Origin of the sequence: Celerinatantimonas yamalensis (genome assembly GCF_046054155.1) — a bacterium.
Classification (GTDB): Bacteria; Pseudomonadota; Gammaproteobacteria; order Enterobacterales; family Celerinatantimonadaceae; genus Celerinatantimonas; species Celerinatantimonas yamalensis.
The window spans coordinates 118,766-134,242 of record NZ_JBEQCT010000004.1 but is presented as its reverse complement, the minus strand read 5'-3'; the positions used below and the strand labels follow the sequence as shown (position 1 = coordinate 134,242).

Here is a 15,477-nt window from a genome sequence, read left to right as displayed (position 1 = left end):
AAGCGAGGGTTTCAACAAATATCACAGCAGAGGTCGCGCTGAACAATGTAGCCAGTAGAGCGATCTCTTTTAAAGTATTTTTAGTTTTGCGGCTCATATGACGCCTCCTGTTGTGTGATCCTTGTCACAGATTATAGCGTTTATTTTGACCAATATGCAATATTTTTGTGACTTGAGTCACAAAAAATAGCTATTTTGAACCATCCTAAATAGACTTATAATGGGTTGTGAATAATATCAATCAGTTAGGATTGACTCCGATAGAGTCTGTCAAAGGATGGGCGAAATTGAGGCTGGGTGGAAAGCAACTATTGGTCCAAAAACAGGGTCGATTCATTCACAATACAGCCATCCGTATTTTCGGCGATCGCCAAATTGACGCAATCAAAGTTTGCTTAAAATTCAGCGGCAACTGATACAGGCGATTGCGGGAATACCCAATTGCGCATAAGTTGCGGCAATCTCTATCAACTCGCATTGATAAAGTATGAGTATTTGCGTAGCCGTTGAGATGAAACAATGACAAGCCACTCAGAGCATTATAAAACCTTAGTGTTAAACAGGGTTGTTATGGCCTCCACATACATGTGTTTGAGTTTGCCGCTATACTGATGAAAAATCCAACCAGAGGATCTAATACTAGTGTCAGCTTCGTTGCTACCGTTAAAGTTAATTATGCGCATTGAACCTGGCTGCTTAGGGCCAGAGGGCGCCCTGCACGTTGAACGTTTTTGTGAATTTGCCAGCGAGCCTTTTAATCGCTTAGGTGGTCAAGCCATGGATTGGCAACTAATTCCCCGTTTTGACAAACAGCTACCTGAAATCGAATACTGGCTCAATGAACATAAATTAACGGCAACGCAGGCTCAGCGCTATCTTAAGTTGTGGTCCATTGATCTTGAGCAGCAAGAAGAGCACACCAGCGAACTACTCAGTGAGCTCATTGATCTATTTTGGCAGCGCCGTTAATCATGGATTTATGTCGATCAAAACAGCGAGCAATCTGAAAGGACTAGTATAAATGCGGTGTCGGTCGGTTACGCCAGCCATAACGCGTCAATTAGATGTAACGCTGCTGCACAGGGTGCTTGTTCTATCTATCCATTTTATTTATCTGCATTAGTTGCACGGCATTTTCATAACCGCCAACTGAAGCTTGATACCCCGTTCGTGCGTTTATCGCGCTATGCTGGACGAATGTTTCCTGAAATTTGTCGCGTAATTCACTACCCATTAGTTTTTTCTCTACTCTTCAGACACCTATCTGATATGCGCCATCGACTCACTTAGCTCATCTTTCAATGCGATAACGATCATGTTTTAGCGCAAAACAAATTTATCCCACAACGACGTTGATTAAATTGTGAGGTACCTTCAAAAACGACACTGAATTAACTTGTATGGTAGTAATGCCAAACAAAGCTGTTAAAGGAAATCATTCATGAAGATTATCGGTGCCGATGTATTCGTCACCTGCCCTGGGCGTAATTTTGTCACCCTTAAGATCATCACTGATGAAGGAATCATTGGTCTGGGTGATGCAACGCTCAATGGTAGGGAGCTCGCTGTGGCCAGTTATCTACGCGATCATCTTTGCCCACAACTGATCGGTCGGGACGCGCATGCCATCGAGGATATTTGGCAATTTTTCTATAAAGGCGCGTACTGGCGGCGCGGACCAGTCACCATGTCTGCTATTTCTGCCATCGACATGGCATTGTGGGATATCAAAGCCAAAGCCGCTGGCATGCCACTTTATCAGCTGTTAGGCGGCGCTTCTCGCAGTGGTGTAATGGTCTATTGCCACTGCACCGGGCGAACCCTCGATGAAGCCATCGAAGATTATGCCAAGCATCAACAGATGGGCTTTAAAGCGATTCGCGTTCAGTGCGGCATTCCTGGAATGGAGACAACCTACGGGATGAGCAAAGGCAAAGGCTTAGCCTATGAACCGGCCACTAAAGGCAATTGGCCGCAAGAACAGATCTGGTCCACCGAGCGATATCTCGATTATACCCCAAAATTATTTGCAGCAATTCGCGACAAATTCGGCTTCAACGAGCACCTATTACACGACATGCACCATCGTCTAACTCCCATTGAAGCGGCGCGCTTTGGTAAATCGGTTGAGCCCTATCGCCTATTTTGGATGGAAGATCCTACGCCGGCCGAAAATCAAGCTTGTTTTCGCCTGATTCGCGAACACACCGTCACGCCTATCGCCACTGGCGAAGTCTTCAATAGCATCTGGGACTGTAAACAGCTGATTGAAGAACAGCTCATTGACTATATTCGCACCACGCTCACCCATGCAGGCGGGATCACCGGCATGCGCCGAATTGCCGATTTTGCCGCGTTATATCAAGTGCGTACTGGCTCACATGGGCCTTCGGATCTCTCCCCTATCTGTATGGCCGCGGCGCTACATTTTGACCTATGGGTGCCTAATTTTGGCGTCCAAGAATATATGGGCTACAGCGAGCAGATGTTAGAAGTATTCCCACATCAATGGCAATTTGAAGATGGCTATATGCACCCGGGTGAAGCACCAGGTATCGGTATCGAATTCAATGAACAACTCGCCGCGAAATATCCTTACGACCCCGCTTATCTGCCGGTCGCTCGCCTAGAAGACGGAACTCTTTGGAACTGGTAGTGGAGAAAATAGTGTAACGTATTGTGAGAAAACCAGCTTAGCATCTGAACGGGTCATGGCATTGCTTGGTATTTCACAAATTTTTTCACCGGAACTGACCAATCATCCATCTTTTGTTGATACGCTCATCACCTGTTATCAACAACTGTTTCAACTTGGCGCGAAAGAAACCGGTGCCCGTATTCACCCCCATAAAAAGTGATAGGCTTTGAGTTGATTGCAGACGCACCATGCGAGGGTACGCCTAGCAATCACGGCAAAGGGCAAGACTTTGAACGATAAAGGCGCTACAATTGACTTATTAGTCAGTTGTAGCGCCTTCATTCGTTTATGGAAAAACTAGCGATCATTAACTCTCGCGCCAGTGTTGGTCTGGATGCACCATTAGTCACCATTGAGGTCCATCTGGGCAATGGTTTGCCAGCATTTACCTTGGTGGGTTTGCCTGAAGCATCGGTACGAGAAGCGCGGGAGCGGGTTCGCAGCGCCTTGTTAACCTGTGGATTTGACTTTCCAGCCGCGCGGATTACGGTTAACTTGGCACCCGCGGACTTACCCAAGGAAGGGGGACGCTTTGATGTCGCTATCGCGGTTGGGATCTTGGTTGCCTCCGGGCAGTTACCCGAGCACCCCTTACACAATCTGGAATTATTAGGTGAACTGGCACTTTCGGGGGAAATTAGGCACATCCCTGGCGCGATTAGTGCGGCCATTGCTACCACTGCAGCGCAGCATAAATTAGTGTTGCCAGAACCGGATGCGAGCGCGGCGGCGCGAGTCGAAAATGCGCGTATCTATGCGCCAACAAGCTTATCCGAGTTAGTCGCTTGGCTACATGGTCAGCAATCCTTGCCCCTCATCCAACCTCACCCGCTACCGGAACAAAGCACTCTGCAGCAAGTAGGTGACCTGCGCGATGTGATCGGTCAAAATGGTGCCAAACGGGCACTGTTAATTGCCGCAGCAGCACGCCACAATTTGCTGATGCTCGGCCCACCGGGTACTGGTAAAACCATGCTGGCCAGTCGGCTTGCAGGGATTTTACCGCCGTTAACCTCACAACAAGCCATTGATGTCGCCGCAATCTATTCGCTGAGCGATCGTGAGCGAGCACTTAATATATGGCAAAATCCGCCGTTCCGTAGCCCCCATCACAGCGCTTCTGCAGTGGCATTAGTCGGCGGGGGAAGTAAACCTCGACCCGGGGAGATCTCACTGGCTCACCACGGCGTACTGTTTCTCGATGAAATGGCTGAATTTCCACGCACGGTACTCGATGCGCTGCGCCAACCTTTAGAATCAGGCCAAGTACATATTTCGCGGGCGATGAGTCAGGTGAGCTTTCCGGCTGATTTTCAACTTATTGGGGCATTTAACCCCAGCCCGAGTGGTTACTATCAAGGCAGTCAAGCACGCAGCAATGTTGATCAAATCTTACGTTATTTAAGCCGGCTCTCTGGCCCATTATTAGACAGATTTGACTTAAGTGTGGAAGTGACCACCCTACCAACGGGCAGCTTAAGCCAAGGTCCAAGTGGTCAAAGTAGCAAAGAACTGCGCCAACAGGTATACCAAGCCCATCAGCGACAAATCTCACGCCAAGGGTGTCTTAATAGTCAGCTAAGTGGCGGACAGTTGCGCGATATTGCCCCGCTTAATAACCCAGATGCTACATTTTTGGAGCAGACTATCAGCCAATTAGGGCTGTCAATTCGGGCTTATCACCGCATCTGGAAAGTCGCATTAACCATTGCCGATCTCGCCCAGCAACCGCTCACTCGCGCCCATTTAGTTGAGGCCTTAGGCTATCGAGCGATGGATCGCTTGCTCAGCCGCTTAACTCGCGCATAACCTAGCCCATATTGACGTTTCGAGACGAAATGGAGTGGGTGATTCGAACAAGGTTTTACTCGCAAAATGAGAAATGATATTACGTGATGATCAATGAGTAACGAGCCGTTGAGGACAAAAAAGTAATCGCAGCGGGGTAAACGAGACTTTTGGATGACGTTCGGCTGGCATTTCTGCTGTGTGATCGCCTGCCTATGTAGCACAACAACACGAATTCACCCTGACATCTAACCCACCCAAACGTGGCAAAAATGATCCGGAAAACGTCAATACGCCCTAGATATACCTGCAGTAGTTTGTAGCCACTGCATCATTAGTTAGTCGGCAAACCAATCGGCATACCGTGTTCGGATCGCATCGATCACATAGGGAAACCCATTTAAGTGCTGGTGCAACAGCGTCAATGCCTGCTGTCCATCATGTTGCTCCAAGGCTGCAACGATGTTTCGATGTTCTTCCAGAACTTGCAGCATCGATGAGTCACGTTGTAAATCTAGATAACGAATGCGATCCATCACAGGTTTTACCGTTTCAATGGTTTGCCAAGCAAGTAAGCAATCATCGGCTACCGACAGTTGCCGATGAAAAGCATCATCGTGCTCTAAGAACAATCGATAGTTACACCCGTCAATGGCATGCCGTTGCAGCTCAATCAAATAATACAACTCTTGTATTTGTGTAGGTGTGATCGTGCGGGCGAGACGCTCTACAATTGCACACTCAATACTGGAGCGAATCAGTTGGCCATCCAAGACTGTCTTAATCGATATCTGTTTGACATATGTCCCACGCTGCGGATAGACATGCACTAAGCCACACTTTGCTAATTGAATAAAAGCTTCGCGAACGGGCTGGCGCGACACATTCATCGCTGCAGCCATCTCTTTTTCTGAAATAGCTCGACCAGGTTCGATCTCACAACTGATGATCGATTGCTTGAGGAATTGATAAATTTGCAAGCCCACTGCAGGTCGGTCTTGAATAGAAAAATTAGAAAACTCTGTCATACTCAATGCGCTTCCAAGTCATAATTCACGGCTATGAACACATCACTGCTCATCACTCGATGGTGAACATTCTCTGCTACAGTCGTAAGCACCTGTAAGGCTGATGAGTAAACTGTTTTCACAGCATCAACGCCGTAGCAACCCAGGTCATCATTGATCCAATATTTGGCCAACAGCCGAAAATAAAAAGAGGACCGGACACACCCAACCCATTGCGCCAGATACCCCATAGTGGTCAATGATACCCAGCCTCGCACACCCGCTAAAAAGGAATGATTTACCTAAGTTTACTTTTCCTAGCCTTAAATATGCAATAACGGATGTATAATAACATAAACATGATCGACGCTTGATTGCCCAGCACAAAAAGATTCACAGAGGCTGTTTTTTCGAACAAGTAAGAGGGATGAAGTATGAACCGACACCATTGGTGTAATCAATTAACTTGGCTGATGATCAGTTTTCTTTTGAGTAGCATGGTCTCAATACAAATGGCGCAAGCTCATCCAGAATTTCATCCCAGAGAACCTTTTCACCCGTGGTTTAGCGCTTCACCCCGTAGCCATGGCCCAAGGCTGCCAAATGATGCAGCATGGATGGTAATAGCTGGTATTAATTACGCGATTATTGATGGTCTATACTACCAGCATTCAGGCGATCGCTATATCTATGTCGATCACCCCCCTAGCATTCCACCATCGAACACGACGATTGTCATCGACAATACCGATGCATTGCAATCAGATGCAGCTAGCACCACCATTTTACCCGGGACATTGGTCGAAAAATTACCGAGGCAATACAAAACTGTATCAGTCAATGGTCGAGATTATTATGTCAGCGGCAGAATTTGGTATGCGGCATTAGCTAAAAACCAAGGATTTATCGTCGTCAAAGCACAATTGTGATCATAAAATGCAACATGGCTCAGAAAAATCATTGCGCTAAAAACCAACAATATGTAAGAAGATTGGGTATCTATTTCGACCAACTTGAGCTAATAATTTCCATAAAAGTAAAATTATTAGCTAAATAATCTAAATATTAACTCTTTCAAGCAACGTACAGATGATCCCATGATCAAATTTAGTCTTGCACCCTCATCGAGGGTGTGATATTTGTTAATAATCCAATGCAAACCACGTCGCTAAAAATATAAAATGAAACTTGTTGCTCTATTAGTCAAAGTCGTCGTCCTGGTGGTGATTATTCACTCACCTCGGGGGCGTTTGTCATTGCAACAAGCATAAGACAGGCGAAAAGAGAACCCCCGCACCGAAAGGTCCGGGGGTTTTTTTTTATATCAGAGTAAAAAGGATTATCTCATGAACGGTGCACAACTGATTGTTCAGGTGTTAAAAACAAATCAGGTCAGCCAAGTCTTTGGTTACCCGGGGGGCGCGATCATGCCATTATATGATGCGCTCTATGATGGGGGCTTGGCTCACCAACTCACACGCCATGAGCAGGGCGCTGCGATTGCGGCTCTCGGCTATGCTCGCGCCAGTGGGAAGGTTGGAGTGTGTATCGCAACCTCAGGCCCCGGTGCTACCAATTTGGTAACAGGGCTAGCGGATGCAATGCTCGACTCCATCCCGCTGGTTGCTATCACAGGCCAAGTCGCTAGCCCTGTCATCGGCACCGATGCTTTCCAAGAAATCGATGTATTAGGGCTCTCTTTAGCTTGCACTAAACATAGTTTTTTAGTCAGCGATGTCAATGAACTCGCAGCGACCTTAGATGAGGCCTTCCTGATTGCCCAAAGTGGCCGTCCCGGACCCGTTCTCATTGATATTCCCAAAGACATCCAGTTGGCCAGCGTTCCCTACACGAACACACCGCCTCGTCCAAGTGAGCCCGCCCCTCAACTGGATCAAGAGACACTGCAAGCGGCCAAAGCCTTGTTAGCTAGCGCCCAAAAACCAGTGCTCTATGTCGGTGGCGGCGTTGGGATGGCAGGAGCTGTCGAGCCGCTGCGAAAATTCATTCACATAACAGGCATCCCAAGTGTCACTACCTTAAAAGGCATTGGTAGTGTCTTACCACAAACCCCGAACTTTTTAGGTATGTTAGGAATGCACGGCAGTAAGGCTGCCAATTTAGCTGTGCAACAAAGCGACCTACTGATTGTCGCGGGCGCTCGCTTTGATGATCGGGTGACAGGCAAGTTAGACACTTTTGCTCCTCATGCCAAGGTGATCCACATCGATATTGACGCGGCTGAAATAGGTAAACTCCGTCAAGCAGATGTTGCCATCAGTGATGATATGGGCAAGGTACTCGATGCATTACAACAACCGCTGAATATTGCCCCTTGGCTGGATGAAACAGCGACATTGGCTATTCAACACACTTGGAATTATCAGCATCCCGGGGAGCCCATCTATGCACCAGCATTGCTCAAGCAACTAAGCGAAGCGCTGCCAGAGCGCCATGTTGTCGCTTGTGATGTCGGTCAGCACCAGATGTGGGTCGCCCAGCACATGCACTTTAGCCACCCTTGCGATCATCTGTCTAGCTCAGGGCTTGGTACCATGGGGTTTGGACTACCTGCCGCGATTGGCGCACAGTTTGCCCGTCCCCATGAAACCGTGGTTGCGGTCAGTGGTGATGGCTCGTTTATGATGAATGTCCAAGAACTGGGAACCATTAAACGCGCTAAGTTGCCGATTAAAATTGTCTTGATTGATAACCAACGTTTAGGCATGGTTCGTCAATGGCAAGACTTGTTTTTTGACGGCCGCTTAAGTGAAACGATCTTAGATGATAATCCGGATTTTCTCACCCTAGCGCGGGCATTTGATATTCCCGGTGAAACCATCACTACCAAAGCACAAATAACGCCCGCCCTCGAGCGGTTACTACGCAGCGATGGCGCTTATCTATTGCATGTTGCTATCGATGAGCGAGAAAATGTATGGCCGCTGGTTCCCCCCGGCGCCGCTAACCATCAGATGATGGAGGATCACGCATGAATCAGCACTCTTTTGCAATGCAAACGCGCGCCACACCAGAGGTTTTAGAGCGGGTATTGCGGGTTACTCGCCATCGTGGCTTTCAGATCCAATCCATGCAAGTCGATGAGATCGACAACCGTCAGGCGCTGCGTATTCGTCTAACAGTTTACAGTGAACGCCCTATCTCTTTGCTACTAAACCAATTGAATAAGCTCATTGATGTCGCCCAGATCAACGAACTTTGCACCGATCAACAACAAAAATGGGCATAAAGGAAAAGCACATGTCAGACTCAAAATCATCTCTTATATGGTTCAATGGTGAACACGTTCCAGAACATCAAGCGACCGTTAGTGTGTTAAGCCACGCGTTGCATTATGGGACTTCCGTCTTTGAAGGGATCCGAGCTTATAAAACGCACAAAGGCACAGCCGTGTTTCGTCTGCAAGACCATATTCAGCGGTTATTCGATTCAGCAAAAATCTATCGTTTGAAACAACCCTATACCCAAGAGCAAGTTGAAGAAGCAATTCGTGAAAACTTGCGCGTTAATGGGTTTGAAAGTGCCTATATTCGACCATTGATTTTCGCGGGTAATGTTGGCTTAGGCGTCGGCTCGGCGCAAGGCAAAAACTGTGAAGTGATGGTCGCATCAATGCAGTGGGGTGCTTATTTGGGTGAAGAAGCCTTAGAACAAGGGATTGACGTGTGTGTCAGTTCTTGGAACCGGGTGGCGCCTAATACCTTGCCGTCTGGAGCCAAAGCCGGCGGTAATTACCTTTCATCGCAGCTTATCAACGAAGAATCACACCGCCACGGCTATGCCGAAGGCTTAGCGCTAGATGTCAACGGTCTGCTCAGTGAAGGTTCCGGTGAAAACGTATTCTTAGTGAAAAAAGGCAAACTGTATACGCCACCACTGAGCGCTGGTATCTTACCAGGGATCACCCGTGATACGATCGCTCATTTAGCCAAGCGTTTAGATCTGGAAGTGGTTGAACAAAACATCGCCCGCGAAGCGCTCTATCTGGCCGATGAAGTATTTATGTGTGGCACCGCCGCTGAAATCACCCCGGTACGCAGCGTCGATAGACAACAAGTTGGCGCAGGCAAATGTGGCCCGGTGACCAAACAACTGCAAACCGCCTTCTTTGGTCTATTCAACGGTGAAACTGAAGACAGCGAAGGCTGGCTTGACTTTATTTAATCGCTTAAATAACCGGATGTGTTGTATAACCTTCCGGTTTTTTTGTGCCATCCATCGATAATAAAAGGATCGAATTATGCCAAAATTGCGTAGTGCCACAACCACCGAAGGGCGCAATATGGCCGGAGCAAGAGCCCTATGGCGCGCGACAGGGACCAAAGAAGAAGACTTTGGCAAACCCATTATTGCAGTCGTTAATTCCTATACCCAGTTTGTCCCCGGTCACGTTCATCTTAAAGATTTAGGCACCCTGGTCAGTGATGCCATCTACGAAGCGGGGGGAATTGCCAAAGAATTTAACACCATTGCTGTTGATGACGGCATTGCCATGGGTCATGGCGGAATGCTCTACTCACTGCCATCACGCGATCTGATTGCGGATTCAGTTGAATATATGGTCAATGCTCACTGCGCTGATGCGATGGTGTGTATATCCAACTGCGACAAAATCACCCCAGGGATGCTGATGGCCGCGATGCGCCTAAATATTCCAGTTATATTTGTCTCTGGCGGGCCAATGGAAGCGGGTAAAACCAAATTGTCGGATCAAATCATCAAACTCGACTTAGTCGATGCCATGGTGATGGCCGCAGACAGTAAAATTACCGATGAACAAAGCGAACAAGTGGAGCGCAGTGCTTGCCCAACGTGTGGCAGCTGCTCGGGCATGTTCACCGCCAACTCAATGAACTGTCTAACCGAGGCGCTGGGATTATCACAACCGGGGAACGGCTCGATGCTCGCAACCCATGTTGATCGTCGCGATCTTTTTGTGAATGCGGGCAAACGAATCGTCGCGCTGGCCAAACGCTATTATGAGCAAGATGATGCTTCAGTATTACCGCGTAATATTGCCAATTACGCGGCGTTTACCAATGCTATGGCGCTGGATATCGCCATGGGTGGCTCAACCAATACGGTACTGCATTTGCTGGCTGTCGCGCAAGAAGCAGAGGTTGATTTCACTATGAGCGATATGGATGCGCTATCGCGTAAAGTGCCACATCTTTGTAAAGTGGCACCATCCAATCAGCTTTATCATATGGAAGATGTTCATCGCGCGGGCGGCATTGTAGCTTTGCTCGGCGAGTTAGATCGCGCCGGCTTAATCGATACTAGCGTCACCAATGTGCTCGGTGAAACCCTTGCTGATACGCTCGCCAAATGGGATGTAATGCAAAGCGATGATGACGCAGTGAAAACCTTCTTTCGCGCAGGCCCTGCTGGCATTCGAACCACCAAGGCCTTTAGCCAAGACTGCCGCTGGCCAGCACTTGATATAGATCGTGCCAATGGTTGTATTCGTGATATCGAACATGCCTACACCCAAGAAGGTGGTTTGGCCGTATTAAGTGGCAACCTTGCACTTGATGGCTGTGTGGTAAAAACAGCTGGGGTTGATGAGTCCAACTTTACCTTCCAAGGTCCAGCCGTGGTGTTTGAAAGCCAAGAAGCCGCCGTGGATGGGATCTTAAATGGCAAAGTGAAAGCTGGCGACGTGGTGGTCATTCGCTATGAAGGCCCTAAAGGCGGCCCAGGCATGCAAGAGATGCTCTATCCGACCAGTTATCTTAAATCAATTGGTTTGGGCAAAGCCTGCGCACTGATTACTGATGGCCGTTTCTCTGGCGGAACGTCCGGTTTATCCATAGGTCACGTTTCGCCAGAAGCGGCTAGTGGCGGCACCATTGGCCTTGTTGAAGCCGGCGATCGCATCGTGATTGATATCCCTGCGCGAAGCATTGTTTTAGATGTGGATGCATCAACACTTGCCAAACGCCGTGCCGATAAGAATGCCCAGGGCTGGAAACCGGCCAATCGCCAGCGCCCAGTTTCGACTGCGTTAAAAATGTATGCCCATTTTGCCACCAGCGCTGATAAAGGTGCGGTACGTGACAAGAGCAAATTGGACTAACCCTCGCGCTCTGGCTGAAACCAGCCAGAGCCTGACTATTGAGTGTTGTTATGCAAGAATCCCTTGTGTCGGCCAACGATTATCTGCGCCGAATCCTGCTATCGCCTGTCTATGAAGTTGCCCAATTTACCCCGCTACAGGCGATGACACGTTTGGGCGATCGCCTAGGTAATTCTATCTTTATTAAACGCGAAGATACCCAGCCAGTTCATTCCTTTAAGCTGCGCGGCGCCTATAACAAAATTGCCCAGTTAAATGATGAGCAAAAAGCCCGTGGGGTCATTGCCGCATCGGCAGGTAACCACGCCCAAGGTGTGGCGCTATCGGCAAAGCGATTAGGCATTCGCGCCACCATTGTGATGCCAATTACCACCCCGGATATTAAAGTGACCTCAGTGCGCGCCCATGGTGCCGAAGTCATCCTGGTCGGTGAAAATTTTGACGAAGCCAGTAGCCACTGTCAGCAGTTGATGCAGCAGCACGGCTATACCATGATTCCCCCCTTTGATGACCCCGACATCATCGCCGGTCAAGGCACGATTGGCAAGGAGCTACTGGATCAGGACAGCCATTTAGACGCGATTTTTGTCCCCGTTGGCGGCGGTGGATTAGCTGCTGGAATCGCAGTTTATATCAAACAATTGCTCCCTCATATTAAAGTGATCGCGGTTGAACCAAGTGAAAGCTGCTGCTTAAAAGCGGCGCTGGCAGCAGGCCAACCGACTTTACTTGAACGAGTTGGGCTATTTGCCGATGGTGTGGCTGTGCGGCAAATTGGCAAAGAGACTTTTCGCTTGTGCCAGCAATATATTGATGAAGTTGTCACCGTTTCAAGTGATGAGATCTGCGCAGCCATGCAAGATATTTTTGAAGATACTCGTGCCATCTCCGAGCCCTCTGGTGCACTGGCTCTGGCTGGCTTAAAACGTTACACCAGCGACCATCAACTCAGTGGTCAGCGACTCGCCTGCATTTTGTCTGGGGCGAATATGAATTTTCACAATTTGCGCTACATTAGCGAGCGCAGTGAACTCGGTGAAAAAAAAGAAGCTATCTTAGCAGTCACCATTCCTGAGCGGGTTGGCGCCTATCTAGAGTTTGTCGAATACCTTGGCGGGCGAGCAATCACCGAGTTTAACTACCGCTATAGCGACATTAATCGCGCCAACATTTATGTCGGCATCAAAGTCACCAACCGCCAGCAAGAACTCAATGAAATTATTGACACACTGCGCCAAGCTGATTATCAAGTGGTTGATTTAAGCGATGATGAAATTGCCAAGCTACATGTGCGCTACATGGTTGGCGGAAAAGCAGCCAAACCACTCAAAGAACATATATTTAGCTTTGAGTTCGCCGAGCAACCCAGGGCACTATTACGTTTTTTACAAACCTTAGGGCCGAAGTGGAATATTACTTTGTTCCATTATCGCAATCATGGGGCAGCCTATGGCCAAGTCTTGGTGGGTTTTGAAGACAATGGACTAGATTTAGCCACTCTGACCGAGCATTTTGACCAAATAGGTTTTAATTATCATTGTGAAACCAACAATCCAGCCTGCCAGTTCTTTTTGTAATCAGCCGCTGCCAGTCTACTCTGGCAGCGCTTTTCAGCCATGCTATACTGAACCGACATTCACCACTATAGTCAGGCTAACTTGCCATGAAAGTCATCGCCTTATTATTGCTCGTTGTTGGAGCATTTTATTTTGGTTGGCAGTTTGCACATATTCATCCCAGTTGGGTGTATTACAGCCACGACAGTTATTATGACCATGAATTTAGTTTTCTAAGTTCTGGCGCTTTGGGATGGGTTGGCGCCCTCATTATGGGATTATTTTTGCTCATGATGGTCTTAATGAGTCTAGGTGCAGCACTTATCATCGGCGGCATTGTGCTAACCTTTATAGCCGCTTTTACCATGCCATTTTGGGTTCCACTACTATTGTTGGTCATGCTAGTCGCCTATATAACCCGCCGACCCCGTAACACCAATTCTAGTAACGAACATTATTAGAAAGTCTAGCGCGCAGCGTTTTCACACTGCGCTGCGATCATTTGAATGCTCTACATCAATAATTGCAAAAAATCAGCCCATAAATTCACCTGCGATATCTCATAAGTGAAATGCCATGACCGCCGTTAACAGGGCCATCAGCCGCTAAACATAAGCTAGCGCTGATATCGACCAATCCTTGTGATCACAACCAAATAGGAACTTGACGCCAAAGTAAAAAATAGACAAGTCTCAGTTTGGGTAAATGACGGGCCGCCCATATGCGATTTCAGACTCTCTCGCCCAGTTAATTATTTTATAACTTATTGATCAATAAAAATGAAACTTCGTGATACAAGGGTGGTTTCAAACATCGGATATCATTCAAAGATTGAGGATTAAGATTGATGGTTAATAGTGGTTGCTGGGGGAATATGGATCAGAGCACATTGCGTATTGCTATCGCCATCAGCGCAGGCGATATGCACCGAACTATCCTGACCGCATGTTGTCCGGCAGCAATAGCCTCAAGCGTTGCCAATGAGCAAGTCTCAACAGCTCGCCAGTATCCATAAAGAAAACACAGTGGCTAGCTGGGGATATCAGACGTTTTCTGAGTACTTTCTGGATGCAATAGTATCATCGCCTGACACCCTCCCGAGGGGATAGCATTAAGGCTGAATTGCCAACCAAATTTATGGCAGATATCACGGACAATCAATAGCCCTAAACCAAATCCTTGGCCACTGCGGGCTTGGCTTTCAAGGCCTATCCCCGTGTCAATAACTTGAAACTTCTGACGATCAGCAATAATTCGCACGCTACCTTGTTCGGTACAGGCGAAGGCATTTTTGACCAAATTACCAAGTAAAATTTTCAAACTCGTTTCGGGGATCACTAGCGAGACAGGTTCGATGAGTTCAATATGCCAGCTGACCGGTTTTTCTTGGAGCAGATACTCATGCTCGATGGCGATATTAGCAAGCTCCTGCTCTGAAATTTCACGATCCGATAGCGCGTTGACATCTTCTTCGCGCGTTAATGACAAGAGCGTGGTGACAAAGTCATTCATCTCATCACTGGCATGTTTTAAACGCAAAGATTGACGCTTAATCGAATTCGGATCGGGATTTTTATCTAGCAGCGCAATCGCCCCTTTGATCACCGTCAGTGGTGTACGTAGCTCATGGCTGGCATAGCGATTAAACGAGCGCTCACGTTCCATTAACTCGGCAATATGCTGCCGATAGGCATTGATACTATTGACCAACTGCAATAGTTCTTGAGTCGAAGACCCTTTGGGCAGTTCAAGTGGGCTAAAGTCTTGTCCGCCACGCTTTTTTAACTCATCAGCAAGGGTTGTCAACGGTGATGTCAGCCGCATTGAAATTCGCAGTACCACCACCAGGCTGGCAATCAACAAGGCCAATGACAACAGCACTTGTCGACTCTGTGTCCACAATATTTCACCTTCGGTGAGCTCATAATCATTGTCAAAATTAATCAAGTAGGCCGTGGTCAATTTACCGTGATATAGCAACTTTGTCTTCAGTGCAAAGTGCTCATTAGGTGGGTTCATATGATCATAAACCACTTTAATTTGCTCGGCTGGAAAATCCGCAGCTAGGGTAAAGGTCTTAGGCACCGACTCATCCCCAATATAGACATGAGTATAAGGCTGAATAAAAAAAGACCGCTTTGAGCTTTGATCGAGTCTGAGTTCTTGCTGAGCAAGTTGCTTGGCAGCATAGATCTGATTTTTTGCATAGAGAAACTCAAGTCCTTCCATGGTGGAATCAAACACACTCAGATGGATCACAATAATCGCGATTGCAACCAACGAAAAATAGCGAAAGGTTAGCTGACGGGCAGTCTTAATACGGCGCAT

Annotated in this window: 14 protein-coding genes; 12 read left to right on the top strand and 2 right to left on the bottom strand. The window is 47.7% G+C overall.

The genetic code is table 11. From position 1 onward, the window contains the following. Positions 1-642 precede the first annotated feature (642 nt). The 4 genes from ABUE30_RS10370 (at position 643) to ABUE30_RS10355 (ending at position 4,507) form a co-directional block, all read left to right on the top strand. Entirely contained in the window at positions 643-969 is a 327-nt protein-coding gene (locus tag ABUE30_RS10370; RefSeq protein ID WP_408623698.1) for a hypothetical protein, read from the top strand. 472 nt (positions 970-1,441) lie between these two features. Beyond that, a complete protein-coding gene (gene manD, locus ABUE30_RS10365; protein WP_408623697.1) occupies positions 1,442-2,656 on the top strand; it encodes a D-mannonate dehydratase ManD in 1,215 nt (404 codons plus the stop codon). A gap of 55 nt (positions 2,657-2,711) precedes the next feature. Beyond that, a complete protein-coding gene (locus tag ABUE30_RS10360; protein ID WP_408623695.1) occupies positions 2,712-2,858 on the top strand; it encodes a hypothetical protein in 147 nt (48 codons plus the stop codon). 128 nt (positions 2,859-2,986) lie between these two features. Next, entirely contained in the window at positions 2,987-4,507 is a 1,521-nt protein-coding gene (locus tag ABUE30_RS10355) for a YifB family Mg chelatase-like AAA ATPase (protein ID WP_408623694.1), read from the top strand. A 317-nt stretch (positions 4,508-4,824) separates the two neighbouring features. On the opposite strand, the gene ABUE30_RS10350 is transcribed toward ABUE30_RS10355, so the two are convergent. Continuing rightward, positions 4,825-5,514, bottom strand: a complete 690-nt coding sequence (locus ABUE30_RS10350; RefSeq protein WP_408623693.1) for a GntR family transcriptional regulator — start codon at positions 5,512-5,514, stop codon at positions 4,825-4,827. A 413-nt stretch (positions 5,515-5,927) separates the two neighbouring features. On the opposite strand from ABUE30_RS10350, the gene ABUE30_RS10345 reads away from it, so the two are divergent. The 8 genes from ABUE30_RS10345 (at position 5,928) to ABUE30_RS10310 (ending at position 14,164) form a co-directional block, all read left to right on the top strand. Then, positions 5,928-6,422, top strand: a complete 495-nt coding sequence (locus tag ABUE30_RS10345) for a DUF6515 family protein (protein WP_408623692.1) — start codon at positions 5,928-5,930, stop codon at positions 6,420-6,422. A gap of 417 nt (positions 6,423-6,839) precedes the next feature. Further along, a complete protein-coding gene (ilvG, locus tag ABUE30_RS10340) occupies positions 6,840-8,489 on the top strand; it encodes an acetolactate synthase 2 catalytic subunit (protein WP_408623691.1) in 1,650 nt (549 codons plus the stop codon). Beyond that, positions 8,486-8,743, top strand: a complete 258-nt coding sequence (gene ilvM, locus ABUE30_RS10335; RefSeq protein WP_408623690.1) for an acetolactate synthase 2 small subunit — start codon at positions 8,486-8,488, stop codon at positions 8,741-8,743. Before ilvG ends, ilvM begins: the two co-directional genes overlap by 4 nt. Positions 8,744-8,754: 11 nt before the next feature. After that, on the top strand, positions 8,755-9,678 hold the full coding sequence (locus ABUE30_RS10330; protein ID WP_408623689.1) for a branched-chain amino acid transaminase: 924 nt from the start codon (positions 8,755-8,757) through the stop codon (positions 9,676-9,678). A 76-nt stretch (positions 9,679-9,754) separates the two neighbouring features. Next, on the top strand, positions 9,755-11,593 hold the full coding sequence (gene ilvD, locus ABUE30_RS10325) for a dihydroxy-acid dehydratase (RefSeq protein WP_408623688.1): 1,839 nt from the start codon (positions 9,755-9,757) through the stop codon (positions 11,591-11,593). A 50-nt stretch (positions 11,594-11,643) separates the two neighbouring features. Then, entirely contained in the window at positions 11,644-13,170 is a 1,527-nt protein-coding gene (gene ilvA / locus ABUE30_RS10320; protein WP_408623687.1) for a threonine ammonia-lyase, biosynthetic, read from the top strand. Between the two features lie 86 nt (positions 13,171-13,256). Further along, positions 13,257-13,610 (top strand): hypothetical protein, encoded by a 354-nt coding sequence (locus ABUE30_RS10315; RefSeq protein ID WP_408623686.1) that lies wholly within the window; start codon positions 13,257-13,259, stop codon positions 13,608-13,610. A gap of 386 nt (positions 13,611-13,996) precedes the next feature. Beyond that, complete coding sequence (locus tag ABUE30_RS10310) at positions 13,997-14,164, top strand: hypothetical protein (protein ID WP_408623685.1); 168 nt, start codon at positions 13,997-13,999, stop codon at positions 14,162-14,164. A gap of 14 nt (positions 14,165-14,178) precedes the next feature. Here ABUE30_RS10310 and ABUE30_RS10305 read toward each other — a convergent pair whose 3' ends face one another. Continuing rightward, on the bottom strand, positions 14,179-15,477 hold the full coding sequence (locus tag ABUE30_RS10305; protein WP_408623684.1) for a sensor histidine kinase: 1,299 nt from the start codon (positions 15,475-15,477) through the stop codon (positions 14,179-14,181).

Bases quoted from the DNA above. Each gene is read 5' to 3' on its own strand.
- ilvD (WP_408623688.1), top strand. From the start codon at position 9,755: ATGCCAAAATTGCGTAGTGCCACAACCACCGAAGGGCGCAATATGGCC.
- ABUE30_RS10350 (WP_408623693.1), bottom strand. From the start codon at position 5,514: ATGACAGAGTTTTCTAATTTTTCTATTCAAGACCGACCTGCAGTGGGC.
- ABUE30_RS10345 (WP_408623692.1), top strand. From the start codon at position 5,928: ATGAACCGACACCATTGGTGTAATCAATTAACTTGGCTGATGATCAGT.
- ABUE30_RS10305 (WP_408623684.1), bottom strand. From the start codon at position 15,477: ATGCGCCGTATTAAGACTGCCCGTCAGCTAACCTTTCGCTATTTTTCG.
- ilvA (WP_408623687.1), top strand. From the start codon at position 11,644: ATGCAAGAATCCCTTGTGTCGGCCAACGATTATCTGCGCCGAATCCTG.
- ilvG (WP_408623691.1), top strand. From the start codon at position 6,840: ATGAACGGTGCACAACTGATTGTTCAGGTGTTAAAAACAAATCAGGTC.
- ABUE30_RS10310 (WP_408623685.1), top strand. From the start codon at position 13,997: ATGGTTAATAGTGGTTGCTGGGGGAATATGGATCAGAGCACATTGCGT.
- ABUE30_RS10355 (WP_408623694.1), top strand. From the start codon at position 2,987: ATGGAAAAACTAGCGATCATTAACTCTCGCGCCAGTGTTGGTCTGGAT.
- manD (WP_408623697.1), top strand. From the start codon at position 1,442: ATGAAGATTATCGGTGCCGATGTATTCGTCACCTGCCCTGGGCGTAAT.
- ABUE30_RS10360 (WP_408623695.1), top strand. From the start codon at position 2,712: ATGGCATTGCTTGGTATTTCACAAATTTTTTCACCGGAACTGACCAAT.
- ABUE30_RS10330 (WP_408623689.1), top strand. From the start codon at position 8,755: ATGTCAGACTCAAAATCATCTCTTATATGGTTCAATGGTGAACACGTT.
- ilvM (WP_408623690.1), top strand. From the start codon at position 8,486: ATGAATCAGCACTCTTTTGCAATGCAAACGCGCGCCACACCAGAGGTT.
- ABUE30_RS10315 (WP_408623686.1), top strand. From the start codon at position 13,257: ATGAAAGTCATCGCCTTATTATTGCTCGTTGTTGGAGCATTTTATTTT.